Here is a 25664-nt window from a genome sequence, read left to right on the forward strand (position 1 = left end):
AGGGCCTCGGTCTCGCCGGTGACGAGGGTGGCGGTCTTGTTCTTGCTGCCGGCCGGGAAGTCCAGGTCCAGGACCTTGAAGGACAGAGTGCTCATCAGTGGCTCCTACACGCGATCGCGTTCAAGGAAGGGCGCCTCGCCCGCACGGAGCCGAACGCGTGGGTCGGCGTGCCTGGGCGGCGGCTATGTCTGATGAGACAGTATCTGAGGATTCAAGCAATCGCCCGTCGAGGTGGGAAGGTTCGCGTGGTCTTGGCGTGATGTTTAACGCGAGGCGATGCCTCGCGGGGACCCTGCAGCCGGCCACGCCAGCGTCCGCGCCCACGTCCGCGCCAGCACCCACGCCCGCGCCAGCGCCCACGTCCGCGCCCGCGGCCCGCCCGGGGCGGCGTTCGCGATCGGAGTGGCAAGGAAACCGTTGTGGCGATGCCCGCGACGGCCTCGGCCGCGGACAAGTGTGACTGGGTCGGCTCCCAGTTCTGGGACGTCGCACCGCACGGTTGCACCCTGGGCACAGATCCTCCCGGCCGACGGCCAGAGCGATGGCAGCACGATCAGGACAACCGTGAGGTAGCGGTAAGGGACGGGGTCAGCGCGCCGGTCCGCAGGGCTCGAACGAGTCCTGCGGACCGGGCGGTTGCGCTCGTCAGGCGGCCTGACCGACCTCCGCCTCGTCGAGACGCTCGGCCTTCGGGACCAGGGCGACGAACAGCGCGCCGACGACGACACAGCCGATGACCAGCCAGAGTCCGTTGGTGAACCCCTTGTCGAGATAGAACTGGGTGCCCTTCAGCACCATGCCGTGCTGCGCCATCACCACATAGGCCAGCTGGGAGACGATGATCTGGGCCACGCCCTGGGTGAGGTTCTGGGCGCCGTTGGCCAGGGCCTGCTCCTCGGGGCTGACGACCTCGATGACCATGATGGGTACGACGGCGACGACGATGCCCGTGCCGAGGCCGGCGACCACGCCCCAGGAGATGATCTGGGCGGCGGTGTCGTGGTACTGGGTCGCGATGCCGTATCCGATGGCCGCGAGCGCGGCGCCGACGGCCAGCAGGAGCCGGCTGTCCGCGCGGCGGGCGATCACACCGGTGCCCACGGCGCCCACGATGATCATCGCGCTGATCGGGCTGGTGACGATGGCGTTGTGCGTCCCGGACCAGCCCAGTCCGTCGGAGACATGAGGGATCTTCGGCATCAGGATGAGCAGCTGGATCACGATGCCGACGGCGCTGAGCGAACCGGCCGTGACCGCGGTGGCCAGCAGGGCGGACCACACCGTGCGCCGCCGTGTCATGGCCAGCGGGAACAGCGGCTCGGCGACCCGGCGCTCGACGAGCACGAAGGCGATGAGCACGATCACCGCGCCGACGACGAAGCCGATGAACTTGCCGCTGCCCCAGCCCCAGTCGGAGCCTTCTCCAACGGCGTAGATGAGAAGGGTGACGCCGCCGCCGAGAAGGATTCCGCCCGCCCAGTCCATCCGGCCGCCCCGCTCACGGACCGGGCTCTCGGGGACGAGGGTCAGCACCAGGAGGAAGCTGACGGCCGTGCTGACCGCCATGAACCACAGGATGCCGCGGAAGCCGTGGTTGTCGAGGAGCCATCCGGACAGGAAGGGCCCGCCGAAGGCGACGAGACCCACGCCGCCGGCCATGATGCCGTTGGCGAGTCCGACCCAGCGGCGGGGGAAGACGTCGCGGGTGATGGCGTAGGCGAGCGGAGTGGCGGCGATATAGACGCCGGCGATGCCACGTCCGATCAGCAGGGTGCGGTAGTCCGTCGCCACCGCGGCGACCAGGTCGCCCACGAGGCCCAGCCCGGTGGCCACGAGCAGGGCGCGCTTCTTGCCGAAGAGAGCAGCTCCCTTCACCACGAAGGGCAGGAAGAAGGTGCCCGTCAGCAGGGTCATCAGGGTGAACCAGGCGATCTGCGTGGTCTGGAAGTGGATCGCGATGGCGGCCTGTGTGGTGCCGGACAGCGCCGCGATGAGCGAAACCAGCTGAACCGTCCACAACAGGGCGGCGACGATGACCCCGTTGCGCGCGGTGGAGCGGGATCTCTCCGGTGTCTGCGCCGGTGTGATCTGTGTCTGGGACATGGAAGGGCCTTCCGTGCTTGAGCGGAGGTCCGGGGGAGCGGCTCTGGTCCGGGCGGCCCGAGGACCGTGCGGCGCAGGATCGTCCCTGCGGAGGGTGAGGTGCCGAATGATGCGGAGTCAGTGGCGCGGGGTGCCGCGCGGTCCAGGCTCGGGCGGGTGTCGCCCGGGGTGTCAGCGGTGATCCACAGGGAACATCTGGGTCTCTCCCGGCAGCAGCGATGCGGCTGCGGGTAAAGTAGACCTATCGGTCGGTACAATCAATGGATCGGTCAGAAAACGCGTGCCCCCCCTGGTGGGGGCGGTGCGGAGGCGGCGCGCCGGGACGGCGGCGCCGGATGATATTTGCAATGTACCGATCGGTCAACAAAGTGGATTGTGCGGTTTCGGGGGCTTCATCTTGGTCGCACTTCAGCAATAGACTGACCGGTCGAAACACCTGAACCTCTTGGAGGGGCCATGAGCGAATCCACACAGGCGTGGGTCGCGGCGGGTGTGCGCGCCGTGATCGGTACGCACACCCAGGCGCAGGACGCCGGCCGCACCGACGACATCGTCGCGCTGTACACACCCGACGCGGTTCTGGAACTTCCCGGCACCGACCCCCTCCAGGGGCACGACGCGCTGCGCGCCGCCTTCAAGGGCTGGGAGCCGACCCAGCCGCAGCTGCACGTGGTGACCAACACGGTCGTGACGTCCACCGGCCCCGACGAGGCGAGGGCCGTCAGCGACGTGCTCTTCCTGCAGCGCGGGGACGAGGGCTGGGCGCCGCAGCTGGTCGGCCACTACGACGACAGCTTCCGCCGGGTGGGCGGTTCCTGGCTGATCCAGCACCGCAAGACGGAGTACCAGGTTTAGCCGCGCACCTGCCCTTTCCGCCGTTTCACCCTTCCGAGAGTTTCGACCGAGGAGAGAGATGAGTACGAGTTCCGCCGACACCGAGGCGTCGGTAGCCGCCGGGGTCCAGGCCGCCGTCGCCGCCTACGCGCAGGCGCTGGACGCCGATCGCACCGACGACCTCGCCGACCTCTTCGTCCCCGACGGCGTGGCCGAGATAGCCGGTGTGGCCACCTTCGAGGGCCGCGACGCGATCCGTGAGGGGTACAAGGCCTTCGCCTCCCCCCAGCCGCAGCTGCATCTGGTGGCCAACACGGTGGTCACCTCGTACACCGAGGACGAGGCCACGGCGGTCAGCAACCTGGCGTTCATCCAGCGCGGCGAGACGGGCTGGGGGGTGCAGCTGGTCGGGCGCTATGACGACACGCTGCGTCAGGTCGACGGGGTCTGGAAGTTCTCGCGCAGGGTCACGACCTTCCTGCCGTAGCGCGTGCCGCGGTCACGACGCCCGTACCGCCACCGGCGGTGCGGGCGTTCGCGCGACGATCGCGGATTGCGGGACCGGTCGATTCGGTCCGTGTGTATGAATCTCGGCACGTATGAATCTCGGCACGAAAGATTGATTGTACCGACCGTCTGGTCTAACTTTCGCTCAGAGACGACACTGCGCAACGGGAGTCAGTCATGAGCGACAAAGGCGTCGAGGAAACCACCGATCTGCGGGCCGCGGGCTGGAAGGCCATGAGAGCCGCACTGCCCGGGGTGTTCCCCGAGGACGACGTCGACCTGCGGGACGGGCGGTTCGGGGAGGATCTCGTCGACATCGGTCTCACCAGTGTCTGGGGCGCCCTGTGGGGCCGAGAGGGCCTCGCGCCCCGCGACCGCAGCCTGGTCACGCTCGGCGTTCTCATCGCCCTCGGTGCGGAGACCGAGCTGAAGACCCACGTGCGTATCGCACTGACCAACGGGCTGACCAAGGAAGAGGTCGCCGAGGTCATCTACCACTCCGCCGGATACGCCGGCTTCCCGCGGGCGGTCGGCGCCCGCACCGCCGCCCGCGAAGCACTGGAGGGCTGACCGCCCCCTCCGGGGCGTCGGCCGAACAGACCCACACCGAGCACCACGAGGAGCACACATGTCACTGCAGGGAAAGGTCGCGGTCGTCACGGGCGGCGCGCGCGGCATCGGAGCCGGGATCGCGACCGTGCTCGCGGCCAAGGGAGCCGCCGTGGCCGTATGGGACCTCAACGCCGAGGGCGCCGAGAAGACCGCGGCCGAGATCCAGGCGGCGGGCGGCAGGGCCGTCGCCGTCGCCGGTGACGCCGCCGAAGCGACCGCCGTGGCCCGCGCCGCGGCCCGCACCCGCGAGGAGCTCGGACCGGTCTCCATCCTGGTCAACAACGCGGGTACGACCGCCTACGAGCCCTTCACCGGCATCAGCGAGGCCTCGTGGGACCGCATGATCGCGATCAACCTCAAGGGCCCGTTCCTGGTCACCCAGGAGCTGATCCCCGACATGGTCGAGGCGGGCTGGGGCCGCATCGTCAACATCTCCTCGTCCTCCGCCCAGACCGGCGCCCCCGCCATGGCCCACTACGCCTCCTCCAAGGGCGGCGTCATCGCCCTCACCCGGGCCCTGGCGGTCGAGTACATCGCGCAGGGGATCACCGTCAACCACGTACCGCCGGGCTTCATCGACACCCCGCTGGTGCGCCAGGGCCCCATCGACGTGGAGGCCGCCGCCGCCACCATGCCGATGAAGCGGGCCGGCACACCCGAGGACGTGGCACACGCGGTGGCCTACCTCGCCTCGGAGGAGGCGGGCTATGTGACCGGCCAGACCTTCGGCGTCAACGGCGGGCGCTACGTCTACTGACCCCGCCCTCCCCACCGCACACCGCACACCGCACCAACGCTGCACTGGAGCCACGAATGAGCATCGAGGACGACACCGGGGCCCCCGCCCACGTCCTGGTAGTGGGCGCCTCCGCGTCCGGACTGACCACCGCGGAGGCACTGCGCCGCAAGGGCTACGCGGGCCGGATCACCGTGCTCGGCGACGAACCGCACGCCCCGTACGACCGGCCCCCGCTGTCCAAGCAGGTGCTCTCCGGGGCCTGGGAGCCCCACCGCGCGGCCCTGCGGCCACAGGACGTGCTCGACGCCCTGGACGCCGGGTTCGTGCTCGGTGACCCGGCCGTCTCCCTGGACACGGCGACCCGTACGGTCCGCACCGAGTCCGGGCGCGAGCTGCGGGCCGACGCGATCGTGATCGCCACAGGTGTACGGCCGCGCACCCTCCCCGGACAGGACGGCCTGTCCGGCGTGCACGTGCTGCGCACCCTCGACGACTCCCTCGCCCTGCGCGAGGACCTCCTCGGCGCCTCCCGCGTCGTGGTCGTCGGCGAAGGGGTCCTCGGCTCCGAGATCGCCGCCACCGCCCGCACCCTCGGCCTCGACGTCACCCTCACCGGCCCGCTGGACGCGCCGATGGCACTCCAGGTCGGCCCGCTGGTCTCCGGGGTCCTCGGCGAGCTGCACACCGAGCGCGGTGTACGGCTGCGGCTGGGCACCGGTGTCGAGGGGTTCACCTCCGAGGCCGGGCGGGTCACCGGCGTACGGCTGCGCACGGGCGAGGAGCTGCCGGCCGATGTCGTGGTCGTCGCGATCGGCGCGGTCCCGGCGACGGAATGGCTCTCGGGCAGCGGCCTCGAACTCGACAACGGCGTGGTCTGCGACTCCCGTTGCCGCGCCGAGGAGGGCATCTACGCCGTCGGTGACGTGGCCCGCTGGCACCACGAGCACCTCGGCCGGCTCCTGCGCCTGGAGAACCGGACCAACGTCACCGAGCAGGCCATGGCGGTCGCGGCCAACATCCTCGGCGACGAGCGGCCGTACGCGCCGGTGCCGTACTTCTGGACCGATCAGTACGACGCCAAGCTCCAGGTCCACGGCTTCCTGCCCGCCGACGCCGAAGTGGACGTCGTGGAGGGCGAGTTGGCGGCCCGGCGGTTCGTCGCCCGGTACCGCAGCGAGGGCCGGGTCACCGGCGTCCTCGGCTGGAACATGCCCAAGCAGACACGGCTGCGCCGCCAGGAGATCGTCGACGCCCTCGCCGTCGCCCCCTGAACCACCCCCGTCCCCCACCGCAACACCCCAGGAGAAGAACCATGAAGGTCGTCGTCGACGAAGAGAAGTGCGTGGCCGCCGGGCAGTGCGTGGCCGCCGCCATGGACGTGTTCGACCAGCGCGAGGACGACGGCATCGTCGTCCTGCTCGACGAGAACCCGCCGGCCGAACTGGCCGACGACGTGCGCAACGCCGCCGCCGTGTGCCCCGCCCTGGCCATCCGCATCGAGGAATAGCCCCGCGAACCGCGCCGCCCCCACCCATCCACCGGAGGACCCAGAATGGCCGAGGCAGGCACTCAGCAGGCCGCCGACGAGGCGTTGTACTTCTACCAGGACGACCGGGACGCCAAGTGCCCGTTCGCGCCGCCGCCCGGGCTGCGCGCCCTGAACGAGACCGCTCCCGTCACCCGGGCCCGGATCTGGGACGGCAGCACCCCGTGGCTCGTGACGGGACACGCGGCACAGCGCGCCATCCTGTCCGACCCCCGGGTCAGCTCGGACGACAAGCGGCCGGGGTTCCCCTACCCCAACCAGGCCATGTCCGAGACCGCCCACGACCACCCGTTGACGATCTTCAACGCGGACGGCGCCGACCACACCCGCATCCGCCGCATGATGACCCGCCCGTTCACCCGCCCCCGCATGGAGGCGCTGCGGCCGGACATCCAGCGGTTCACCGACGAGCTCATCGACAGGATGCTGGCCGGCCCGAAGCCGGTGGACCTGGTGCAGGCGCTGTCGCTGCCGCTGCCGTCGCTGATGATCTGCGCGCTGCTCGGAGTGCCGTACGAGGACCACGAGTTCTTCCAGGAGCACGCCTCCTTCGCCACCCGCAGCGACAAGACGGCTGACGACGACCGGCGCGCGCAGGAGGCGCTCGGCGGCTATCTCGCCGGGCTGATCCAGAAGAAGACGGCCGAGCCGGCCGAGGACGTCCTCTCGGACTTCGCCGCGCGGGTCAGGGACGGGGACCTCACCCTCCCTCAGGCGGTCCTGCTCTCCATGATCCTTCTGATCGCCGGTCACGAGACCAGCGCCAACATGATCACACTGGGTACGGCCCTGCTCCTGGAGAACCCCGAACAGATCGCGCGGCTGCGGGAGATCGAGGACACCCGCGAGGCCGCGGGCGCCGTCGAGGAGATCCTGCGCTATCTCACCGTGGCCACCTTCGGCCAACGGCGCATCGCCGCCGAGGACTTCGAGTTCGAGGGCGTGCAGATCAAGGCCGGCGACGGCATCGTCGTACCGCTGCCCGCCGGCAACTGGGACCCGGAGGCCTTCCCCGAGCCGGAGAAGCTCGACCTCACCCGCAAGGCGTCCCACCACCACGCCTTCGGCTGGGGCATCCACCAGTGCCTCGGCCAGCAGCTCGCCAGGATCGAGCTCCAGGTCGTCTACGGCACCCTCTACCGGCGTGTCCCGACCCTGCGCCTCGCCGTCGACCGCGACGAGCTCGCCTTCCGGCCCGCCGACGCGCTGGCCTTCGGCATCGGCGCACTCCCGGTGACCTGGTAGCCCCCCTTCCGCATTCCCCCTTCCCCCTTCCCCTTCCCGCTTCCATCGGTCCGCGGGACCCCTCGGTACGGGCGGGGCCCGCACCCGCATCCGCAATCGCAGTACAACAGGAGTCAGGCATGAGTGAGTTGAGCTTCGAAGGACGTGTCGCGGTCGTCACCGGCGCGGGCCGGGGGATCGGCCGGGCCCATGCCCGCCTGCTGGCGGCGCGCGGCGCGAAGGTGGTCGTCAACGACCTGGGCGGCTCGATGGAGGGCGACGGCTCGGACGCTGGCCCCGCCCAGAAGGTCGTCGACGAGATCACCGCGGCGGGCGGTGAGGCCGTCGCCGACACCCATGACGTCTCCACACCGGTCGGCGGACAGGCCATCATCGACACCGCGCTCGGTCACTTCGGACGGATCGACGTCCTCGTCAACAACGCCGGCATCATCCGGTGGGCCGGCCTCCCCGAGGTCGACGCGGACAACCTCGAACGCCACCTCGCCGTACACCTGCTGGGCTCCTTCAACACGCTGCGCGCCGCCTGGCCGCACTTCGTCGAGCAGAACTACGGCCGGGTCGTCCTGACGACGTCGAGCGGTGTGCTGGGACTGCCCAACAACCTGTCGTACGCGGCGGCCAAGGGCGGCACGATCGGACTCGCCCGCAGCGCCAAGCTGGCGGGCGAGCCGCACGGCATCAAGGTCAACCTGATCGCGCCCGCGGCCATGACCCGCATGGGCGGCGGCCCCGAGGAGGAGCCCACGGAGGCGGTGGCAGGCCAGCCGTACATGCCCTCGGACGCCGTGGCGCCGATGGTCGCCTGCCTCGCGCACGAGAGCTGCCCGGTCAGCGGGGAGATCTACACGGCCGGCGCGGGCCGGTTCGCCCGTCTCTTCATCGCCTCGACCGAGGGATACGTCCACCAGGACGGCCCGGTCACCGCAGAGGACGTGGCGGCCAACTGGGACGCCATCAACGAGGAGAAGGGCTACTACGTGCCCTCCGACCTGATGGACTGGTCGGGCAGGTTCCTCCAGCACCAGTTCAGCTCGCTCGGCGACGCGTAGGCGGCCGGCGGCGACGCGGGAGCAGGGGCCGGGCGGGCGGCGCGCGGCGCCTGCTCCCTTCACGCCCCGCGGACACGGAGAGGAACCGCCCGGTGATGGAGCGTACAACCGTCGCTCGCCACGCCCCGCGCGCTCCCGAACGCGTGGGTGTGGATGTGACGGCGCACACCGGCGGGCTCAGCAACGGTTGCTATATTGCGCAATCATCCAACCCGTGGGGTGCGCCCTGACGTGCGGGGCGGTGGACCGCCGCCCGGCTCTCGCGCCGGCGGTTGGCGTCGGCGCGAGCGTAGGGAGTGGGAGTTGAGCGACCCCTGGGGTGATGCCCACGGCCGTGCGGCCACACGTAACCGCTCGGCCGGTGTTCCGCGTCAGCGTGAGGTCGACGACGCACCGCCCGGCCCGGCGTACCAGGGCCGCGCCGCCGCCCGGCGGGCCGCACAGTCCCGGGGACGTCGGGCGGGCCGCCGCGCCAAGCCCGTGGCCCGGCGCAAGCGCCTGGTCCGCATAGCCCTGTTCACGGTGTCGGGGATGGTCCTGGTCACCGCGGGGGCCGGGGCATGGCTCTACGAGCACCTCAACGGCAACATCAAGAGCGTCGCGATCGACGACGGCGCCGGCGGCAAGGAGAAGGCGGACGCCTTCGGACGGACCCCGATCAACGTTCTCGTCATCGGCTCGGACGGCCGGAACAACGCGGCCGACTGCAAGCTGGGCGGCGGCTGCGGCTCGGCGAGCTCGACCGTCGGGCACAACGCGGACGTGGAGATGGTGGTGCATGTCTCCGCCGACCGCTCCAACGCCACCGTCATGAGCATCCCGCGCGACACCATGACCGACGTACCCGCCTGCAAGGACCCCGACAGCTCCCAGTCCACGGTCGGCTACTACGGGCAGATCAACAGCGCGCTCCAGTACGGCCCGGCGTGTCAGGTGAAGACCGTCCACCAGCTCACCGGCATCCCCATCGACCACTTCGTGATGCTCGACTTCTCCGGTGTGGTGAAGATGTCCGACGCGGTGGGCGGCGTCTCGGTCTGCGTCAGCGACAACGTCTACGACACCTACTCCCATCTGAAGCTGTCCAAGGGCACCCACACCCTCAAGGGTGACGCGGCGCTGGAGTTCGTCCGCTCCCGGCACGGCTTCGGCGACGGCAGCGACCTCGGCCGTACCGTCTCCCAGCATCTGTTCCTGTCCGCGATGATCCGCAAGTTCAAGAGCGCGGGCACGCTGGCCGACCCGGCCAAGGTCTACTCGCTCGCCGACGCGGCCACCAAGGCGCTGACCGTCGACGACGGTCTGGGCAGCGTCGGCAAACTGGTCGGCCTGGCGACCGACCTGAACAAGGTGCCGTCCAAGCGCATGACCTTCACCACGATGCAGACCGGCGCCGACCCGACCAACGCCAACCGGGTCGTCCCCGCGGCCGCCGCGAAGTCGCTCTTCGCGGCCATCGTCAACGACCAGTCCCTGAGCGACGACGGCAAGAAGAAAACATCCGCCTCGCCCTCCGCGACCGCGGCGGCCACCGTGCCGGCCTCCGAGGTCACCGCGCAGGTCGAGAACGGCACCACCACCAGTGGCCGCGCCTCGGTGATCGCCAACGCGCTCATCGCCAAGGGCTTCGGCTCCGGCACCAGCACGGGCAACGCGCCCCAGCAGTCGTCGAAGACGACGATCACCTACGGTCCCGGCCAGAAGGCCCAGGCCCAGACCCTCGCCTCCGCCCTGGGCGTGCCCGCCTCGCACCTCACCCAGGGCACCACGGCAGGCGTGGTCCTGGTCATCGGCGGCGACTGGACCACCGGCACCTCCTACAGCTCCTCGTCCGCCCCCGCGGACACCCACGCGGCCGTCTCCGACGCCCACGCCCAGACCGCCGACAAGGCCAAGACCTGCGCCAAGGTCAGCCCCTACAAGACGGTGGAGATCAACGGCGTACCGATGACCCCGACCCAGGCCTACGCGGCGGCCTCCAACAAGAAGGACTCCGCACCGTAGGGGGTGGCCCGCGACGCACCGCCCCGGCCGGCGGGCCGCCGCGCCACCGGCTCCGCTGCCGCGTCAGGCGGGTGTGGTGAGGTCGTGGGGTGCTGGGGTGGGGGACGGGTGCCGTGGTTCGGGGCGGGTTCGGGCGTGTCCGACGGGCGTGGCCGGCTTCCCGGCCGGCAGCAGTCGTACGGCCGGCTCGCGCGCCGGCCACAGTCGGGTAGCCGCCACCCCCGCGCCCAGGGCGATCGTGCCGAGGGTGGCCACGGCCGTCCGGAGTCCGGCCTCCGCGCCGAGCCAGCCCGCCAGCGGGTACGTCAGCAGCCAGCAGCCGTGGGAGAGGGAGAACTGGGCCGCGAAGGCCGCCGCGCGTTCCTCGGGAGGCGCCGATCGGCGGATCAGGCGGCCGGTGGGGGTGAGCACCATGGAGCATGCGGCACCGAACGCCGCCCACACCACCAGTAGCGCCGGCCACCGCCAACTCCCGTGCCGCGCGGCCGTGATGGCGGCGAGGCCGGCGAAGACGACGCCGAGCAGGAGGGCGCCGCGAAGCATCACGGTCCGGTCGGGAACCCTCTCCAGCACACGGGGCAGAACAAGGGCCACGGTCATCGACCCGGCGCCGTACGCGCCGAGCGCGAGCGGCACCGCGTCCGGGGACAGACCCAGGAAGTGGCGGACGTAGACGACGGAGTTGACCGTCACCATCGCGCTCGCGGCGGCGACCGCGAGGTCGAGGGCGAGCAGGGCGCGCAGTCGGGGGTCGGTGAAGAAGAGGCGGGTGCCGGCCGTCACCGTGGTCCGTGGTGCTCGGGAGGCCGTGGGGCTCGGCAGCAGGACGGAGACGACCAGTGTCGCCGAGGCGAGGAAGCCCAACACCGTACCGGTGAACAGCCAGTTGTAGGTGATGACGGACAACAGGGCGGCGGCCAGGGCGGGCGAGAACAGGCTCTCCAGGTCGTAGGCGAGCCGCGACATGGACAGCGCCCGCGTGTAGTCGCTCTCCTCGGGCAGCACCTCGGGGATCACGGCCTGGAAGGTCGGCGTGAACGCGGCCGAGGCGGACTGGAGCAGGAACACCAGCACGTACACCTGCCACACCTGGTCCACGAACGGCAGCATCAGCGCGACCCCGGCCCGGGTCAGATCGGCGGCCACCATCAGGGTGCGGCGCGGCAGCCGGCCGGCGAGCGCGCCGATCGCCGGGGCGATCAGGACGTAGGCCGCCATCTTGATCGCGAGCGCGGTGCCGAGCACCGAACCGGCGTCGGCGCCCGCGATGTCGTACGCCAGCAGCCCCAGGGCCACCGTCGCGAGGCCGGTGCCGACGAGGGCGATGACCTGGGCGGCGAAGAGATGGCGGTAGGTGCGGTTGCGCAGGACGGCGAGCATGCGGCGGCTCCTGGGCGCGGGGGCGTGTGCCGACGGTTCCGGACGCCCAGTGTAGCCATCATGTGCGCATCTGCGCACATGATGGCCGGAGGACTTCCGGCGGCAGTCCCTGTCCGTCTCCCGCCCGTGCGTCCGCCGGGCTCCGCTGCCTCTACGCTGTTCCCATGTCCGGACGCGAGCCCATGTCACCTGCAGCGAGTGCGCATCTACGAGCCCCGGACAGCGCCCGACTGGCCGAGGCGACCGGAGTGTTCGCGATGCTCTCCGACGTCACCCGGCTCCATCTGCTGTGGCTGCTGGCGCAGGGCGAGTCGGACGTCGGCACGCTCACCGAGCGCACCGACGCCTCGCGCACGGCGGTCAGCCAGCACCTCGCCAAGCTACGGCTGGCCGGCCTCGTGGACACGCGCCGGGAGGGCCGCCACATCCACTACCGCCTCAGCGACGGACATCTGCGTCGCCTGGTCCTGGAGGCGCTCAGCCACGCGGACCACCGGGTGAGCGGCCAGGCCCCGCACGACTGACGCGGCCCTTCGACGGGGTCACGGAGTCGGTCGACACCGCCCCTGCCCGGAGTTCGGGACGAAGGTCAGCTGTCCTGTCCGCGTAGGGGAAGGGTGATCGCGGACGGGTGGGTCGGATCGTGGAAGACCCGCTGGTCGGCGGCGCGGAGGGTGGTGGCCGTGGCACGCGGCTCGCCGGTGCCGGGGTTGCGGTTGAAGCGGGGGAACGCGCCGCTGGAGACCTGGACGCGGATGCGGTGGCCGCGCCGGAAGAGATACGCGGTCGCCCACAGCCGTACCTGCGCGGCGGTGATCCCGTCGGCGTCGGTGAGGCCGGTCAGACCGTCGCAGACATTGGTGGACCGGCCCTCGGCGTCGACGTCGCACAGCCGGACGAAGACATCGGCGTACGGCAGTTCGGAGCGGAAGAAGATCTCCGCCGAGACCTCGCCGATCACCTCGACGTCCGTCTCCAGCACGGCGGTCGTGTAGGTCAGGACGTCGGCGCGGGCCTCCAGCTCGGTGTTGTCGACGCGCCCCGACTTCACACCGACGGCCATCCGGACGCCGCCGACGGCCGGAGTGGGGTCGGCCGGGTCGTAGCGGTAGCCGTCCGGGGCCGACTCGGGGGGCGCCTCGGCCGAGAGGGCGCCGTCCGGCTGGAGGTACAGACGCCGCGGCGCGTATCCGGGCGGTGGCCAGGAAGGGAAGTCGCGCCACCGCTCCTCGCCCATGACGTACAGGCGGACCGGGGCGCGGTCGGCCGGCTGCTCACCGCGGGCGAGGGCGAGGCCGAAGTCGAGGGTCTCCGCGGCCGTGGTCGGGCTGGTGACTGCGGAGAGGTGTGCCCAGGGGCCGACCGTGAGACGGATCGGCGAGCGGCCGGCCTCCTGGAGCGTGCGGAAGTCACGCAGTTGGCCCGGCAGGAAGATGTCGTACCAGCCGCCGATCGCGCTCACCGGGACGGTGATGTCGGCGACGTGGTGGCTGTGGTCGAGCGCCCGCCAGAACGGACTGTCGGCGTCGTGGTCGAGGACGTTCTGGAAGTAGGGGGAACGCCGGCCGAGGACCTCGGTGTCGGCCCGGTGGAGCGGCAGGGTGTACCAGGCCCGGCGCTCCTTGCGTGTCCGCAGCAGCTGACGCACCAGGGCGAACCTGCCCTCCTGCTCGGCCACTTGGAGCCCCCAGCCGAAGGTCGCCTCCAGCCCGAACGCCTCCGTGCGCAGGAAGTCCAGCGTGAACGCCGACTCCGACACGCCCGGCAGGATCGCCTTCACCTCGGACGGTACGGCGTCGGCGACCGCCCACTGCGCGAAACCGAGGTAGCTGCCGCCGCACAGCACCACGCCCGACCCGCACCAGGGCTGCTTCACCAGCCAGTCCAGGGTGTCGAGGCCGTCCTCGCGCTCGTGGCGCAGCGGGTCGAACGGGCCGCCGGAGCCGAAGGTGCCCCGGGTGCTCTGCAGGACGACCTGGAAACCGCGCTCGGCGAGCGGCCGGGCGAGCTGCGCGGCGAGCATGCCGGTCCTGCCGTACGGGCTGCGGACCAGTGCCGTGGGCAGACCGTCGCCGCCGGCCGCCGGGGTCCAGCGGTCGGCCAGCAGGACGGCGCCGTCGCGCATCGGAACCGGCAGGTCGTGTTCGACGGCCAGATCCCGGGTGGTCGGCGGCGGCAGGCGCAGCATGCGCTGCATGAGGTGGCTGGTCGGCTTCATCGGGTCTCTCCTTCGTCCGCGGGGGCGGGGGTGCCGGTGACGACCGCCGTGAGGCGGAGCAGGCGTCGCGCCAACGCCTCCGGGTCCAGGGGGTCGTCGCCGTCGATCAGCCAGTCGTTGACGACCGCGCCGGTGCCGCCCGCGACGAACGCCGCCAGGTCGTGGGCGACGTCCTCGTCCACGACCCCGAACCGCCGGCGCAGGAATGTGTCGTTGACGCCGCCGAACAGGCCGGTCAGCGTCCGGGTCATGGCGAAGGCGCACGACCCGGTGAGCATCGCGCGGTAGAAGGCGCGACGCCCGGCGAAGTGCCGGGCCATCGCCGACGCCCAGGCGCGTGGGTCGTCGTCCTCCATCCCTTCGAACAGCTCCCGTCGGACCAGGTCGGCCGCGGCCTCGACGAGCAGGGTGTCCCGGTCGCCGAACTGCAGATAGACCAGCTGCCGGCTGACCCCCGCGGCTTCGGCGAGGTCCTTGACGGACAGGGCGGTGCTGCCGCGCTCCGACACCAGACGGACGGCGGCGCCCATCAGGGCGGCGCGGGAGCGCAGGACACGGGGGTCCTGGCTGGCGGGTTCGGTGACGGAGCCGGGGTGCATGCCGCGATCGTAGACACCTGTTAATTAGTTGACAAGTGTCAAAGAGAGGTCGGACGGGCGGAGAAGCCGGCCGTCAGGTCTCCCGGCCGGCGGCCGCCCGCACCATGCGGCGGATGTCCGCCAGGTCGGCCTCGAACTCGGCGGTGAGGTCGAGCGGCAGATCCAGCCAGGGAGCGAGCCTGCTGTGCCCGGGGAGTTCGCTGTCCGGGAGTTGGCCGCGCCGCGCGCGCGGGTCGAGGGGGCCGGGGGCGAAGCGGCCCGAGGCCTCCGAGGCGGCGAATCCGATCACGAAGGTGCTGATCAGCCGTTCGAGCCGGGGGACTTCGGCCTCGGGGACCCCGGCCTCGATGAGCGCGGTGTAGATGATGTCCACCGCTCGGACGGCGTCGGGAGTGACGGCGGGTCGTGAGAACAGCAGGTGTGCGGCCCAGGGGTGGCGCTGGGTGACGGCGCGGCAGGCGTGCGCGAGGCCGCCCAGTCGCTCGTCCCAGGGCTGGTCCCCGGCACCGTCCGCCGGCAGCAGGGCGGAGAGCAGGCGACCGACCATGCCGTCCAGCAGTGCCGACTTGTCCTTGACGTGGCGATACAGCGCCATGGGCGTCACACCGACCTTCTCGGCCAGGGCGCGCATCGACACCGCTTCCAGGCCGCGCTCGTCGGCGATCGCCAGTGCCGCGTCCAGAATCTCTTCCCGTCTCCCGCTCATGGGTCTACAGTGTATACGTATACGGCGTAGACGTGGACGCCGTACACCTGAGAGGAGGCGGGGCATGCTCGTCGCGGAGGGACTGGTGAAGCGCTACGGCGGTCGCCGGGCGCTGGACGGGTTCGAACTGGCCGTGGAGCCAGGCGAGATCGTCGGCCTGATCGGGCACAACGGCGCCGGGAAGACCACCTTCGTCGAGGTCGTCACCGGCCTGGTCCGGCCCGACGCGGGACGCGTGCGGATCGGCCCGTACGACGCGCTGCGGGAGGGCCGCGGGGCCCGGCGGTTGCTCGGGGTGGCCCCGCAGGAACTGGCCCTGTACGGCAGCGCCACCGTGCGGGAGAACCTGCGGGTGTTCGCGGGCCTGGCCGGCCTCGGTGGGCGGCGCCGGGACGCGGAGATCACCCGGGTGCTGGAGGAACTGCGGCTCACGGAAGTCGGCGACCGCCGGGCCGGCGTCCTGTCGGGCGGCCAGCGGCGCCGGGTCCAGGCGGCCACCGCCCTGGTCGGCTCACCATCGCTGCTGCTGCTCGACGAGCCGACCGCCGGCGCGGACCCGGAGACCCGCGCGGCCCTCCTGGCGACCGTCAAGGCCCGTGCCGAGGCGGGCGCGGCCGTCGTCTACACCACCCACTACCTGCCCGAACTCGTCGACCTCGACGCCACGTTGGCGCTCGCCCGCGCCGGACGCGTCATCGCGCGGGGCACCCAGGAGGAACTCACCCGGCATCTGCCGGGCGAACTGAGGCTCACCTTCGCCGACCCCGCCGAACCCGACCTGCGCATGCCGACCGCGGATCCCGGCGCCGACCTGGCCGCCCTGCTCGCCGCCGGCCGGACGCCCGTCTCCGTCGACGTCCGCCGGCCCGGCCTGGATGACCTCTTCCGCGACCTGGAGACCTCCGCGGCCGACGAGGAGGCCGACGATGCCGCCGCGTGACTCGCTCGCCCGTATCGGCGTCCTGGTGCGCCACAACGCCCTGCTGATGCTGCGCGAGCCCGGTCCGCTGTTGAGCCGGATGGTTCTGCCGCTCGTCTTCATCACCCTGTTGCGCCCGCTGTATCTGGCCGCCCAGGGCCGGGAGGCCGGCACCCGGCAGGCCGTCGTCGGCACACTGGTCACCTTCTCGCTGCTCGCTCTCAGCATCTCCGGCGGCGCCATCCTCACCGAACGCCTCGGCCGCACCTGGGACCGGTTGCGCGGCACGCCCCTGCACCCCGTGGAGCTGCTCCTCGGCAAGGCGATCCCCGTCTTCGCGGCCCTGCTCGCCCAGCAACTGCTGATCGTCGGCTTCGGCGCGGGCGTCCTCGGACTGACCGTGTCCCACCCGTTTCTGCTGTTCGGGGTGCTGCTGGCCTGGACCTGCACCCTGCTCGCGCTCGGCGCGCTCATCGGGGTGCTGGTGCGCACCATGGGCGAGCTCTCCGCGTCCTTCGACATCGGGGGCATGCTGCTCAGCAGCGTCGGGGGCGCCCTCGTCCCGCTCGCGGTGCTGCCGGCCTGGGTCTCGGACGTGGCCCCCGTCTCGCCGGGCTACTGGGCCGTGAGCGGTCTGCGCGCGGCCCTCGAGGGCGACACGCACACCGCGACGGCCGCCGTCGGCACCCTCCTCGCGGCGGCCCTGCTCTGCGGCGGCCTGGCCTCGCTCCGCCTCCAGGGGCGGGGCGGGCGGCTGGTGACGCTCTGAACACCCGCCCGGAGTGGCTCGTCGCCGACTATCGTTGCCGTAGGCACTCTTGACAACATGCGTACTGTTTCGCGACGTTTGATCCCTGCCGGACAGTTCGGAACCTGAGGGGTCAATCGCGGAACGACCGTGTACACAGCGCCGAATCGGCTGATACTCAAAGAAGTGGTAGGACGCGGACAGCGCGTCATGGGGGGACGTCACGGGGGAGCGGTCGCCGATGCGATCCATGAGCAGGGGGTCACACGCCCTTCCGGCCTGCGCTGCGGCCGGTGCGTTCCTCGCGGAGCCTGTGGAAGGGCGGTTGATCTGAAGTGGATGTCACGATCCACAGAGTCGACGAACTGAACGCCACGCTCCGCGGGGCGTGGCACCGCGCGATGGACGAGTCGCCGGAGTACTCCAACCCTTTCCTGGCACCGGAGTTCGCGCTCGGCATCGGAAGATACCGCGCCGGCACGCGCATCGCGGTCCTGCGTGAGGCCGGAACACCGGTCGGCTTCCTCCCGTACGAGCGCAACGCGTTCGGTGTCGGCAAGGCCATCGGACTCGGCCTGTCGGACTGTCAGGCGCTCGTGCACCGCCCCGGGGTGACCTGGGACGCCCAGGAGCTGCTGAAGGCCTGCGGACTCTCCATCTTCGAGTTCGATCATCTCGTCGCCGAACAGAGACCGTTCGGCAGATATGTGACCGGCACCTTCGCCTCCCCGGTCGTCGACCTCAAACCCGACGAGAGCGGCTATGCCCAGTGGCTGCGGGGCGCCTACCCCGGGCATGCCAAGACCACGCTGAAGAAGGAGCGCCGCCTCGGCCGCGACATAGGCGAGGTGCGGTTCGAGTTCGACGAGCGCGACCCGCGGATGCTGCGGCGGCTCATGCAGTGGAAGTCCGCCCAGTACCGCAGGACCGGCCGGATGGACCGGTTCGCCCGGCCCTGGATCGTCGACCTGGTCGACCACCTCTTCCAGGTCCGCGAGGACCACTTCACCGGGGTCCTCTCCGTCCTCTACGCCGGTGAGCGCCCCGTCGCCGCGCACTTCGGCCCGCGCTCGCGCACCGTGCTCGCGGCCTGGTTCACTGCCTACGACCCCGAACTCCACTACTACTCACCGGGGTTGATGATGCATCTGCGCACCGCCGAGGCGGCCGCCCGCAACGGCGTGACGCTCATGGACCTGGGACGGGGCGACAAGGAGTACAAGGACTGGCTGAAGACCCGCGAGCTGCGTGTGGCCGAGGGCTTCGCCAGCCGCCCGCACCCGGTGGCGACGGCCCACCGGCTGTGGCGCAGACCGGTGCGAGGCCTGCGGAACACCGTCAACGCCCACCCCGAGCTGCGTGCCCCCGCCGACCGCCTCCTCAGGACGGTCGGCACCCTGCGCACCCGGTCGGGCACCTCGGGATCACGCACACACTGACCGCACCGGGCCCGCGTCAGCCGACAGCGAAGTCCGGTCCGCTTGCCGAAGCAAGGGTGTAAGCATGTAATCCAAGCCCTTGGGCAAGTGGAAAGGTCGACTCGTGGCCGAGACACTTTCCGGGCCCGACCGCTCCCGCGAGGAGCAGGCCGCGCTCGACTCCTACTCCCGGATCATCACCGCCGTCGCCGCCGAACTCACCCCCAAGGTGGCGTCCCTGAACGTCGCGCACCGCCGCGCTCGCGGCCGCTTCGTGGTCGGCACCGGCTCCGCGGTCGTCTTCACCGATGACGGCTTCCTGCTCACCAACGCCCATGTCGTCGGGCATTCCGACGCCGGTACGGCGGCCTTCGCGGACGGCACCACCACGCCCTTCCACGTCATCGGCGCCGACCCGCTCTCCGACCTCGCGGTGGTCCGCGCCGACGGACCGACCCCGCCCCCGGCCCGGCTCGGCGAGGCCGACGCGCTCAAGGTGGGCCAGCTCGTGGTCGCGGTGGGCAACCCGCTCGGCCTCGCCGGCAGCGTCACCGCCGGAGTGGTCAGCGCCCTCGGCCGATCCCTGCCGGCCAGCGCGGGGCGGGCGACCCGGGTCATCGACGACGTCGTCCAGACCGACGCCACCCTTCACCCGGGAAGCTCCGGCGGCGCGCTCGCCACCGCCGACGGCAGGGTCGTCGGCATCAACACCGCCATCGCCGACGTCGGCCTCGGACTCGCCATCCCCGTCAACGACACCAGCCGGAAGATCATCGCCGCCCTGCTGTCCAGCGGCCGGGTCCGCCGCGCCTATCTGGGCGTGGCCGGCACACCCGCCCCGCTGCCACCGTCGCTGCAGGCCCGCACCGGCCACCGCGTCGGGCTGCGGGTCGTGGAGGTCGTCCCCGCGTCCCCCGCCGCGCGGGCGGGCCTGCGCGACGGCGACCTGCTGCTCACCGCCGACGGCGAGCCGGTGGACAGCGCGCAGGCGCTGCAACGCCTGATGCTGGAGGACGCGATCGGCCGCCCCCTGGCCCTGACCGCCCTGCGCGGGGACGCGCTGGTGGACGTCATCGCCGTACCGGCGGAACTGGTCGCGGACGACTGAGGGCGGCGGCCGGGTTCGGCGTCAGGGTGCGCCCGTCCAGTTGTGGGCCACGTCCACGATCACCTGGCCGTCCACCCGCAGCACCCGGAACGGCAGCCGCGTCCGGACGCCCAGCCCGAGCTGGGTGTGGCCCTCGAAGCTCGCACCGAAGCGGGTGTCCCGGAAGGCGCGGTATCCGGTCAGGTCGACGCCGGGCAAGGGGTGGCCGGAGCGCGCCGGGTACGTGGACTTGCCCGTCCTGACGTCGTAGCTGGGCGCGGTGACCCGTACTTCGAGGACCGCTCCGCCGCCGACGGGTATGAGCCGTCCCGAGCCGTCCTGGTAGAGGTGTTTGACGTACCGGACCGAGTAGCCGAGGTGGCTCTTGGCCGCACCGGGGATGTCGATCACCATCCGGTCGTAGCACGTGTGGCGGCCGGTCCTGACGTTGCGCACGGATGTCGTCGTGCTCGCCGCATTCGTCTTGGCACTGCTGCCCCAGCCGGTCGGGCAGACGGTGGCCTGCGCGGCGTCGGCGGGGAGGGCGGTGGCGCCCAGTGCGGTGACCAGGATCGTGAGCGCTGCCCATGCTGTCCTGCTGCTTCGTCTCATCGTGTCTCCCGAAGCAAGTGTGGTGCTGGTATGGGCTGAGACATCCAGGATGGCGCAAAGGTTGCGTTTGCGGAGCGGTATCCGTCGATCTGCGGATATCCGTGATCCGCAGCGGTCAGCCGAGCGCCTTGTCCAGGTTGAACGCCGCGCTGATCAGCGCGAGATGGGTGAAGGCCTGCGGGAAGTTGCCCTGTTGCTCGCCGGTGTGGCTGATCTCCTCGGCGTACAGACCCAGGTGGTTGGCGTACGTCAGCATCTTCTCGAAGGCCAGACGGGCCTCGTCGATCCGGCCGGCGTGGACCATGGCCTCGACGTACCAGAACGAGCAGATGGAGAAGGTGCCTTCGTCGCCGCGCAGTCCGTCGGGGCTCGCCGTCGGGTCGTAGCGGTAGACCAGGGAGTCGGAGACCAGGTCGTGGGTGAGGGCGTCGAGGGTGGACAGCCACTTGGGGTCGGTCGGGGCGATGAACTTCGACAGCGGCATCATCAGGACCGCCGCGTCCAGCACGTCGCCGTCCTCGTGCTGGACGAAGGCCTGCCGCGTCTGCGACCAGCCCCGCTTCATGATCCGCCGGTAGATGGTGTCCCGGCTCTCCTGCCAGCGCGGCAGATCGGCGGGCAGTCCGCGGCGGCCCGCCATCCGGATGGCACGCTCGATGGCCACCCAGCACATCAGGCGGGAGTAGAGGAAGTTCTTTCGGCCGCCGCGCGTCTCCCAGATCCCCTCGTCCGGCTGGTCCCAGTGCTCGCACACCCAGTCGACCAGCGCGCACACGTCGTCCCACTGGTCGCTGGAGATCGGCTTGGCCCACTTGTCGTAGAGGTAGATCGAGTCGATCAGCGCGCCGTAGATGTCGAGTTGGAGCTGATCGGCGGCGGCGTTGCCGACCCGCACCGGCGCCGAGCCCTGATGCCCCTCCAGGTGGCCGAGTTCGGCCTCGGTGAGGTCGGTGCGGCCGTCGATGCCGTACATGATCTGCAGCGGGCCGGACGGCTTGCCGTCGCCCGGACTGATGTGCCGGGTCACGAACTTCATGAACGCCTCGGCCTCCTCGGTGAAGCCGAGTCGCAGCAGCGCGTAGACGCAGAAGGCGGCGTCGCGCACCCACACATAGCGGTAGTCCCAGTTGCGCTCGCCGCCCAGCTGTTCGGGCAGGCTCGTGGTCGGCGCGGCGACTATCGCGCCGGTGGGCGCGTAGGTGAGCAGCTTCAGAGTGAGGGCCGAGCGGTGCACCATCTCCCGCCAGCGGCCACGGTACTTGGAGGCGGACAGCCAGCGCCGCCAGTACGCCACCGTCGTGCCGAACTGCTCCTCCGCCTCCAGTTTCGCGCACCGCCGCGGCTCCAGGTCACCGCCGACCTGGTCCAGTGCGAACACCGCGGTCTCGCCCTCGGACAGCTTGAAGTCGGCCCGCGCGTCCAGCCCGTCGGCCTCCAGCGGCACGGTCGCCGTCAGCGCCAGCGACAGCGACTCGGACTCGAAGACCGCCGCCTCGCCGGCCATGCGCACGGTGTGCGGCCTGCTGCCGTAGTCGAAACGGGGTGCGACCCGGGTGCGGAAGGGGATGGAGCCGCGCACGCACACCACCCGCCGGATCAGCCGATGCCGCTCGGCCTCCACGGCCCCGCCGTTGACGGGCATGAAGTCCTGCACCTCGCCCACGCCGTCCTCGGTGAAGAAGCGGGTGATCAGGACGTTGGTGTCCGGGAAGTAGAACTGCTTCGTCCTGGCCGGTACCGCCGCCGCCAGCTCGAAGGACCCGCCCCGGTCCGCGTCCAGGATCGCCGCGAAGACGCTGGGCGCGTCGAAGGCCGGGCAGCAGTACCAGTCGATCGTGCCGTCGGTCCCTACCAGGGCCACGCTGCGCAGATCGCCGATCAGGCCGTGCTCGGCGATCGGCAGATACCGCGAGGCGGCCTCGCCGCCCACTCGTACGCCCATCGCAGCCTCCCGCGCCCGACACGCATCCCGCTCTCAGCGTAGGCCGATCCGGGGTCGGGAGCGCAGGGGTCGGGATGGGTGGCCGGCCACCCCACACCCCACCGCAGCTCACTTGCACCTCCCTTGCATCTCACTTGAGCTCGACTGCTTGATTATGCTCGAAAGATGGCTATATCTTGCAAGAACAAACAACAGTAGGGCGACAGGGGAGGGTGCGTCATGACGCACGTCGAGGACGAACTGGCCAGTCAGCCCGAGTGCTGGACACGCGCCGCCGCCGAGGCGCCGCGGCACCGCGCGGCCCTCCCGGCACCGGGGGAGCGGGTCGCGATCGTCGGGTGCGGCACCTCGTACTTCATGGCGCAGTCCGTCGCCGCGCTGCGCGAGCACGCGGGCCAGGGCGAGACGGACGCCTTCGCCGCCTCCGAGTTCCCCCACGGCCGCTCGTACGACCGTGTCCTCGCCCTCACCCGCTCCGGCACCACCACCGAAGTCCTGCAGCTCCTGGGCGAGTTGGGGAACGGCACCCGTACGACCGCCATCACCGCGGATCCCGGCACCCCTGTCATGGAGGCGGCGGACGACGTCGTCGTGCTCGGCTTCGCGGACGAACGGTCCGTGGTCCAGACCCGGTTCGCCACCACCGCGCTCACCCTGCTCCGTGCCCACCTGGGCCTGCACACCGACTCCGTGGTCGCCGACGCCCGCACGGCGACAGCCGCTCCGCTGCCCGAAGGGCTCGTCGGCTGCGGTCAGTTCACCTTCCTCGGCCGGGGCTGGACGGTGGGTCTGGCCAACGAGGCCGGACTGAAGATGCGCGAAGCCTCGCTCGCCTGGACCGAGGCCTACCCGGCGATGGAGTACCGGCACGGCCCCATCAGCATCACCACCCGCGGCACGGCCACCTGGATGCTCGGCGAGGCGCCCGAGGGACTGGCCGAACAGGTCCGCGCCACGGGCGGGTTGTGGATCGAGGGTGCGCTGGACCCGCTCGCCGAACTGGTCCGCGCCCAGCGCCTCGCGGTCGCCGTCGCGGCGGCCCGCGACCTCGACCCGGACCGACCCCGCCACCTCACCCGCTCGGTCATCCTCGCCCCCTGAGGCCTCTTAAGCCCCCGAGGCCCAGGTGAGGCCCTGTGTCCCCGGTCATTCGGTCAGGAGAAACCGTGCCCCTCGTCACCACCGCCGAGCTGGTCGACCGCGCCGTCGCCGGCCACTGCGCCGTCCCGTCCTTCAACATCATCACCCTGGAACACGTCGAGGCCGTCATCGCCGGCGCCGAGGCCGCGCGGGCCCCCGTGGTCCTCCAAGTCAGCGAGAACGCCGTCAAGTTCCGCTACGGCCGCCTCCTCCCGCTCGCCCGCGCCGCCGTCACCGCGGCCGAACGCGCCGCCGTCCCCGTCGCGTTGCACCTCGACCACGTCCAGAGCGACGACCTGCTGCGCCAGGCGCCGGCCGCCGGTTTCAGCTCCGTGATGTACGACGCGGCCCGGCTGCCGTACGCCGAGAACCTCGCCGCGACCCGCGCCGCCGCGGACTGGGCGCACTCTCAAGGGCTGTGGATCGAGGCGGAGTTGGGTCAGATCGGCGGCAAGGCGGGGCAGCTCCCGCTCGACGCGCACGCCCCCGGCGCCCGCACCGACCCCGCCGAGGCACGCGCCTTCGTCACCGACTCCCGCGTGGACGCCCTGGCCGTCGCCATCGGCAGCACCCACGCGATGACGACCCGCACCGCCACCCTCGACCACGGTCTGCTCAAACGCCTGGCCGCCACCCTGGACGTCCCGCTCGTGCTGCACGGCTCCTCGGGCGTACCGGACGACGAACTGGTCGCGGCGGTCGCGGGCGGCATCGCCAAGGTGAACGTCGGCACCGCCCTCAACATCGCCATGACCAGCGCGATCCGCGAGTTCCTGGCGGCGCATCCCGAAGCGGTCGACTCCCGCAAGTACCTGAGCGTGGGGCGGGAGGCGATGGCGGCGGCGGTGACGGCGATCATCCGGACACTGACCACCCGCCCACCCGCACCCGCCCCACATCACCTCGGTGATCACGGCTGATCACCTCTTGACGGCCTTCAGCACCACGAACTTCGGGTCGCTCGCGACCAGTTGACTGTTGCCGAACAGCCGTCGCAGCTTGACGTGGTAGCCGAGGTGGCGGTTGCCGACCACCCACAGCTCACCGCCCGGCCGCAGCACCCGCTTGGCCCCCGTGAACATCCGCCACGCCGTCTCGTCCGTCATGGCCTGGTGCGAGTGGAACGGCGGATTGTTGAGCACCAGGTCGACGCTCCCGGCCGGCACCCCGGCCAGCCCGTCCCCGACCCGGAACTCGGCATGCCCCGGTACCCCGTTGGCCTTGTACGTGGCCTCGGCCGAGGCCACCGCCTGGAACGACTCGTCCACGAACAGCACCTCGGCGGCGGGGTCGGCGACCGCCACCGCCGTACCGACGACCCCGTTGCCGCACCCCAGATCCACCACCCGCCGGGCGTGCCCGCCCGGCAGATGCCGCAGGAAGAAGCGCGTACCGATGTCGAGCCGGTCGGCGCAGAACACGCCCGCGTGATTGACCACCGTCCGTCCCGACACCGCCCCGATGCCGTCGGGCAGCGCATAGCTGTACGGCCACGGACTGGCGGGCCGCTCCAGCGCCGGATCGGGTACGCAGAAGATCAGCCGCGCCTTCTTCACCGCGAGCGAGGTACGGGTCGGCCCGAGAATCCGCTCGAACAGCTCCAACGTCGAGGTGTGGATCTCCTTGACCATCCCGGTCCCGACGACGACGGTCCCCCCGTGCACCGCCGGAGCCAGCCGCGTCAGCTGGTCCTCCAGCAGCGCCAGGCTCTTCGGCACCCGCACCAGCAGCACGTCGATCCGCTCCGGCGGTGGATCCTGCGTGGTCAGCAACCCGACGGCGCCGGCCTCGACACCGTTGCGCCCGAGGTTGCCCTTGGTGGCCTCCTGCGCCAGGAACGAGTCGGTGATCTGCACCGGCCCATGCCCGGCCAACGCGGTCACCAGCGCCCCCCACCGGTCCCCGACCACCACGACCGAGCCCGACAGCGGCACTCCCTCCTCGGCCAGATACCCGAGCAGATACTCGTCGGAGGCATCCCAGGCCCGCAGCCGCTCACGCGGGTCCTCGGGAAACCGGGCAAGCTCCAGCTCACCCCACGGCGTCGTCATACGATCGTTCATCGTCCGCCAAGGCTAGCGGAGCAGCAGCTCAGACCACGTCGGGTTACTCGCGACCGTCCGGGCGCAGCGGCCCCGGAATCCTGCCGCCGGTTGCGCGGAGGTCCGAGGCCGCGTTCGTCTCGTCGCTCAGTTGCTCGTGCCCTGGCTCAGGTCGGTGGTCTCCTTCTTGTCGAGCGGCCGAATGGTGATC

Annotated in this window: 24 protein-coding genes and 1 pseudogene; 16 read left to right on the plus strand and 9 right to left on the minus strand. The window is 71.3% G+C overall.

Annotated features, from left to right (window positions below; all coding sequences use genetic code 11):
- Together ABZT17_RS14875 and ABZT17_RS14880 are read right to left on the minus strand one after the other, a co-directional pair.
- Positions 1–95, minus strand: a pseudogene (locus tag ABZT17_RS14875) (MBL fold metallo-hydrolase); the annotation flags it as partial.
- Between the two features lie 550 nt (positions 96–645).
- A complete protein-coding gene (locus ABZT17_RS14880; RefSeq protein WP_356348374.1) occupies positions 646–2103 on the minus strand; it encodes an MFS transporter in 1458 nt (485 codons plus the stop codon).
- A 456-nt stretch (positions 2104–2559) separates the two neighbouring features.
- Between ABZT17_RS14880 and ABZT17_RS14885 the strand changes: the two genes are divergently transcribed.
- The 9 genes from ABZT17_RS14885 (at position 2560) to ABZT17_RS14925 (ending at position 10642) form a co-directional block, all read left to right on the plus strand.
- Positions 2560–2958 carry a nuclear transport factor 2 family protein gene (locus tag ABZT17_RS14885; protein ID WP_356348377.1) on the plus strand — a complete coding sequence of 133 codons (399 nt, stop codon included), beginning with the start codon at positions 2560–2562 and terminating at the stop codon, positions 2956–2958.
- A gap of 58 nt (positions 2959–3016) precedes the next feature.
- On the plus strand, positions 3017–3424 hold the full coding sequence (locus ABZT17_RS14890) for a nuclear transport factor 2 family protein (RefSeq protein WP_356348380.1): 408 nt from the start codon (positions 3017–3019) through the stop codon (positions 3422–3424).
- 197 nt (positions 3425–3621) lie between these two features.
- The gene (locus tag ABZT17_RS14895) at positions 3622–4014 is read left to right on the plus strand and encodes a carboxymuconolactone decarboxylase family protein (protein WP_356348383.1); all 393 of its coding nucleotides are present in this window, start codon (positions 3622–3624) and stop codon (positions 4012–4014) included.
- Positions 4015–4072: 58 nt separating this feature from the next.
- A complete protein-coding gene (locus ABZT17_RS14900) occupies positions 4073–4813 on the plus strand; it encodes an SDR family NAD(P)-dependent oxidoreductase (RefSeq protein WP_356348385.1) in 741 nt (246 codons plus the stop codon).
- Positions 4814–4869: 56 nt separating this feature from the next.
- Positions 4870–6066, plus strand: coding sequence for an FAD-dependent oxidoreductase (locus ABZT17_RS14905; protein WP_356348388.1), 1197 nt, complete (start codon positions 4870–4872; stop codon positions 6064–6066).
- Positions 6067–6107: 41 nt separating this feature from the next.
- Positions 6108–6302, plus strand: coding sequence for a ferredoxin (locus tag ABZT17_RS14910; protein ID WP_356348390.1), 195 nt, complete (start codon positions 6108–6110; stop codon positions 6300–6302).
- A gap of 45 nt (positions 6303–6347) precedes the next feature.
- On the plus strand, positions 6348–7586 hold the full coding sequence (locus ABZT17_RS14915) for a cytochrome P450 (RefSeq protein ID WP_356348392.1): 1239 nt from the start codon (positions 6348–6350) through the stop codon (positions 7584–7586).
- Positions 7587–7705: 119 nt separating this feature from the next.
- Complete coding sequence (locus ABZT17_RS14920) at positions 7706–8638, plus strand: SDR family NAD(P)-dependent oxidoreductase (protein ID WP_356348394.1); 933 nt, start codon at positions 7706–7708, stop codon at positions 8636–8638.
- Between the two features lie 531 nt (positions 8639–9169).
- Entirely contained in the window at positions 9170–10642 is a 1473-nt protein-coding gene (locus ABZT17_RS14925) for an LCP family protein (protein WP_356348603.1), read from the plus strand.
- A gap of 63 nt (positions 10643–10705) precedes the next feature.
- Here ABZT17_RS14925 and ABZT17_RS14930 read toward each other — a convergent pair whose 3' ends face one another.
- Positions 10706–12022 (minus strand): MFS transporter, encoded by a 1317-nt coding sequence (locus ABZT17_RS14930; protein WP_356348397.1) that lies wholly within the window; start codon positions 12020–12022, stop codon positions 10706–10708.
- 164 nt (positions 12023–12186) lie between these two features.
- On the opposite strand from ABZT17_RS14930, the gene ABZT17_RS14935 reads away from it, so the two are divergent.
- On the plus strand, positions 12187–12546 hold the full coding sequence (locus ABZT17_RS14935) for a metalloregulator ArsR/SmtB family transcription factor (RefSeq protein WP_356348399.1): 360 nt from the start codon (positions 12187–12189) through the stop codon (positions 12544–12546).
- Between the two features lie 65 nt (positions 12547–12611).
- Here ABZT17_RS14935 and ABZT17_RS14940 read toward each other — a convergent pair whose 3' ends face one another.
- The 3 genes from ABZT17_RS14940 to ABZT17_RS14950 all read right to left on the minus strand — a co-directional run bounded on the left by ABZT17_RS14940 (position 12612) and on the right by ABZT17_RS14950 (position 15545).
- Positions 12612–14240, minus strand: a complete 1629-nt coding sequence (locus ABZT17_RS14940; protein WP_356348401.1) for a CocE/NonD family hydrolase — start codon at positions 14238–14240, stop codon at positions 12612–12614.
- Positions 14237–14839 (minus strand): TetR/AcrR family transcriptional regulator, encoded by a 603-nt coding sequence (locus tag ABZT17_RS14945; RefSeq protein WP_356348404.1) that lies wholly within the window; start codon positions 14837–14839, stop codon positions 14237–14239. The genes ABZT17_RS14940 and ABZT17_RS14945 overlap by 4 nt, the downstream gene beginning before the upstream one ends.
- Before the next feature lie 73 nt (positions 14840–14912).
- Complete coding sequence (locus ABZT17_RS14950; RefSeq protein WP_356348407.1) at positions 14913–15545, minus strand: TetR family transcriptional regulator; 633 nt, start codon at positions 15543–15545, stop codon at positions 14913–14915.
- Positions 15546–15609: 64 nt separating this feature from the next.
- On the opposite strand from ABZT17_RS14950, the gene ABZT17_RS14955 reads away from it, so the two are divergent.
- The 4 genes from ABZT17_RS14955 to ABZT17_RS14970 all read left to right on the plus strand — a co-directional run bounded on the left by ABZT17_RS14955 (position 15610) and on the right by ABZT17_RS14970 (position 19738).
- A complete protein-coding gene (locus tag ABZT17_RS14955) occupies positions 15610–16485 on the plus strand; it encodes an ABC transporter ATP-binding protein (RefSeq protein ID WP_356348409.1) in 876 nt (291 codons plus the stop codon).
- Positions 16472–17233, plus strand: coding sequence for an ABC transporter permease (locus tag ABZT17_RS14960; RefSeq protein WP_356348412.1), 762 nt, complete (start codon positions 16472–16474; stop codon positions 17231–17233). The genes ABZT17_RS14955 and ABZT17_RS14960 overlap by 14 nt, the downstream gene beginning before the upstream one ends.
- 314 nt (positions 17234–17547) lie before the next feature.
- Positions 17548–18651: a GNAT family N-acetyltransferase gene (locus ABZT17_RS14965; protein WP_356348414.1), complete on the plus strand. Its 1104-nt coding sequence runs from the start codon at positions 17548–17550 to the stop codon at positions 18649–18651.
- Positions 18652–18754: 103 nt separating this feature from the next.
- Entirely contained in the window at positions 18755–19738 is a 984-nt protein-coding gene (locus tag ABZT17_RS14970) for a trypsin-like peptidase domain-containing protein (RefSeq protein ID WP_356348416.1), read from the plus strand.
- 21 nt (positions 19739–19759) lie between these two features.
- Here ABZT17_RS14970 and ABZT17_RS14975 read toward each other — a convergent pair whose 3' ends face one another.
- Together ABZT17_RS14975 and ABZT17_RS14980 are read right to left on the minus strand one after the other, a co-directional pair.
- Complete coding sequence (locus tag ABZT17_RS14975) at positions 19760–20329, minus strand: hypothetical protein (protein WP_356348418.1); 570 nt, start codon at positions 20327–20329, stop codon at positions 19760–19762.
- A 115-nt stretch (positions 20330–20444) separates the two neighbouring features.
- Positions 20445–22271 (minus strand): glycoside hydrolase family 15 protein, encoded by a 1827-nt coding sequence (locus ABZT17_RS14980; RefSeq protein WP_356348420.1) that lies wholly within the window; start codon positions 22269–22271, stop codon positions 20445–20447.
- 219 nt (positions 22272–22490) lie between these two features.
- Here ABZT17_RS14980 and ABZT17_RS14985 point away from each other — a divergent pair, with 219 nt between their 5' ends.
- Both ABZT17_RS14985 and ABZT17_RS14990 read left to right on the plus strand, forming a co-directional pair.
- A complete protein-coding gene (locus ABZT17_RS14985; protein ID WP_356348422.1) occupies positions 22491–23372 on the plus strand; it encodes an SIS domain-containing protein in 882 nt (293 codons plus the stop codon).
- Positions 23373–23437: 65 nt separating this feature from the next.
- Positions 23438–24331, plus strand: coding sequence for a class II fructose-bisphosphate aldolase (locus tag ABZT17_RS14990; RefSeq protein ID WP_356348424.1), 894 nt, complete (start codon positions 23438–23440; stop codon positions 24329–24331).
- Here ABZT17_RS14990 and ABZT17_RS14995 read toward each other — a convergent pair whose 3' ends face one another.
- The gene (locus tag ABZT17_RS14995; protein WP_356348426.1) at positions 24332–25462 is read right to left on the minus strand and encodes a methyltransferase; all 1131 of its coding nucleotides are present in this window, start codon (positions 25460–25462) and stop codon (positions 24332–24334) included.
- Positions 25463–25664: the final 202 nt, after the last annotated feature.

Origin of the sequence: Streptomyces sp. NPDC005648, from assembly GCF_040605395.1 — a bacterium.
In the GTDB taxonomy this organism is placed as follows: Bacteria; Actinomycetota; Actinomycetes; order Streptomycetales; family Streptomycetaceae; genus Streptomyces.

Coding starts and splice junctions, on each gene's coding strand:
- ABZT17_RS14960 (WP_356348412.1), top strand. CDS start 16,472: ATGCCGCCGCGTGACTCGCTCGCCCGTATCGGCGTCCTGGTGCGCCAC.
- ABZT17_RS14935 (WP_356348399.1), top strand. CDS start 12,187: ATGTCCGGACGCGAGCCCATGTCACCTGCAGCGAGTGCGCATCTACGA.
- ABZT17_RS14955 (WP_356348409.1), top strand. CDS start 15,610: ATGCTCGTCGCGGAGGGACTGGTGAAGCGCTACGGCGGTCGCCGGGCG.
- ABZT17_RS14920 (WP_356348394.1), top strand. CDS start 7,706: ATGAGTGAGTTGAGCTTCGAAGGACGTGTCGCGGTCGTCACCGGCGCG.
- ABZT17_RS14945 (WP_356348404.1), bottom strand. CDS start 14,839: ATGCACCCCGGCTCCGTCACCGAACCCGCCAGCCAGGACCCCCGTGTC.
- ABZT17_RS14905 (WP_356348388.1), top strand. CDS start 4,870: ATGAGCATCGAGGACGACACCGGGGCCCCCGCCCACGTCCTGGTAGTG.
- ABZT17_RS14895 (WP_356348383.1), top strand. CDS start 3,622: ATGAGCGACAAAGGCGTCGAGGAAACCACCGATCTGCGGGCCGCGGGC.
- ABZT17_RS14890 (WP_356348380.1), top strand. CDS start 3,017: ATGAGTACGAGTTCCGCCGACACCGAGGCGTCGGTAGCCGCCGGGGTC.
- ABZT17_RS14885 (WP_356348377.1), top strand. CDS start 2,560: ATGAGCGAATCCACACAGGCGTGGGTCGCGGCGGGTGTGCGCGCCGTG.
- ABZT17_RS14950 (WP_356348407.1), bottom strand. CDS start 15,545: ATGAGCGGGAGACGGGAAGAGATTCTGGACGCGGCACTGGCGATCGCC.
- ABZT17_RS14900 (WP_356348385.1), top strand. CDS start 4,073: ATGTCACTGCAGGGAAAGGTCGCGGTCGTCACGGGCGGCGCGCGCGGC.
- ABZT17_RS14980 (WP_356348420.1), bottom strand. CDS start 22,271: ATGGGCGTACGAGTGGGCGGCGAGGCCGCCTCGCGGTATCTGCCGATC.
- ABZT17_RS14940 (WP_356348401.1), bottom strand. CDS start 14,240: ATGAAGCCGACCAGCCACCTCATGCAGCGCATGCTGCGCCTGCCGCCG.
- ABZT17_RS14985 (WP_356348422.1), top strand. CDS start 22,491: ATGACGCACGTCGAGGACGAACTGGCCAGTCAGCCCGAGTGCTGGACA.
- ABZT17_RS14975 (WP_356348418.1), bottom strand. CDS start 20,329: ATGAGACGAAGCAGCAGGACAGCATGGGCAGCGCTCACGATCCTGGTC.
- ABZT17_RS14930 (WP_356348397.1), bottom strand. CDS start 12,022: ATGCTCGCCGTCCTGCGCAACCGCACCTACCGCCATCTCTTCGCCGCC.
- ABZT17_RS14995 (WP_356348426.1), bottom strand. CDS start 25,462: ATGACGACGCCGTGGGGTGAGCTGGAGCTTGCCCGGTTTCCCGAGGAC.
- ABZT17_RS14915 (WP_356348392.1), top strand. CDS start 6,348: ATGGCCGAGGCAGGCACTCAGCAGGCCGCCGACGAGGCGTTGTACTTC.
- ABZT17_RS14880 (WP_356348374.1), bottom strand. CDS start 2,103: ATGTCCCAGACACAGATCACACCGGCGCAGACACCGGAGAGATCCCGC.
- ABZT17_RS14910 (WP_356348390.1), top strand. CDS start 6,108: ATGAAGGTCGTCGTCGACGAAGAGAAGTGCGTGGCCGCCGGGCAGTGC.
- ABZT17_RS14925 (WP_356348603.1), top strand. CDS start 9,170: ATGGTCCTGGTCACCGCGGGGGCCGGGGCATGGCTCTACGAGCACCTC.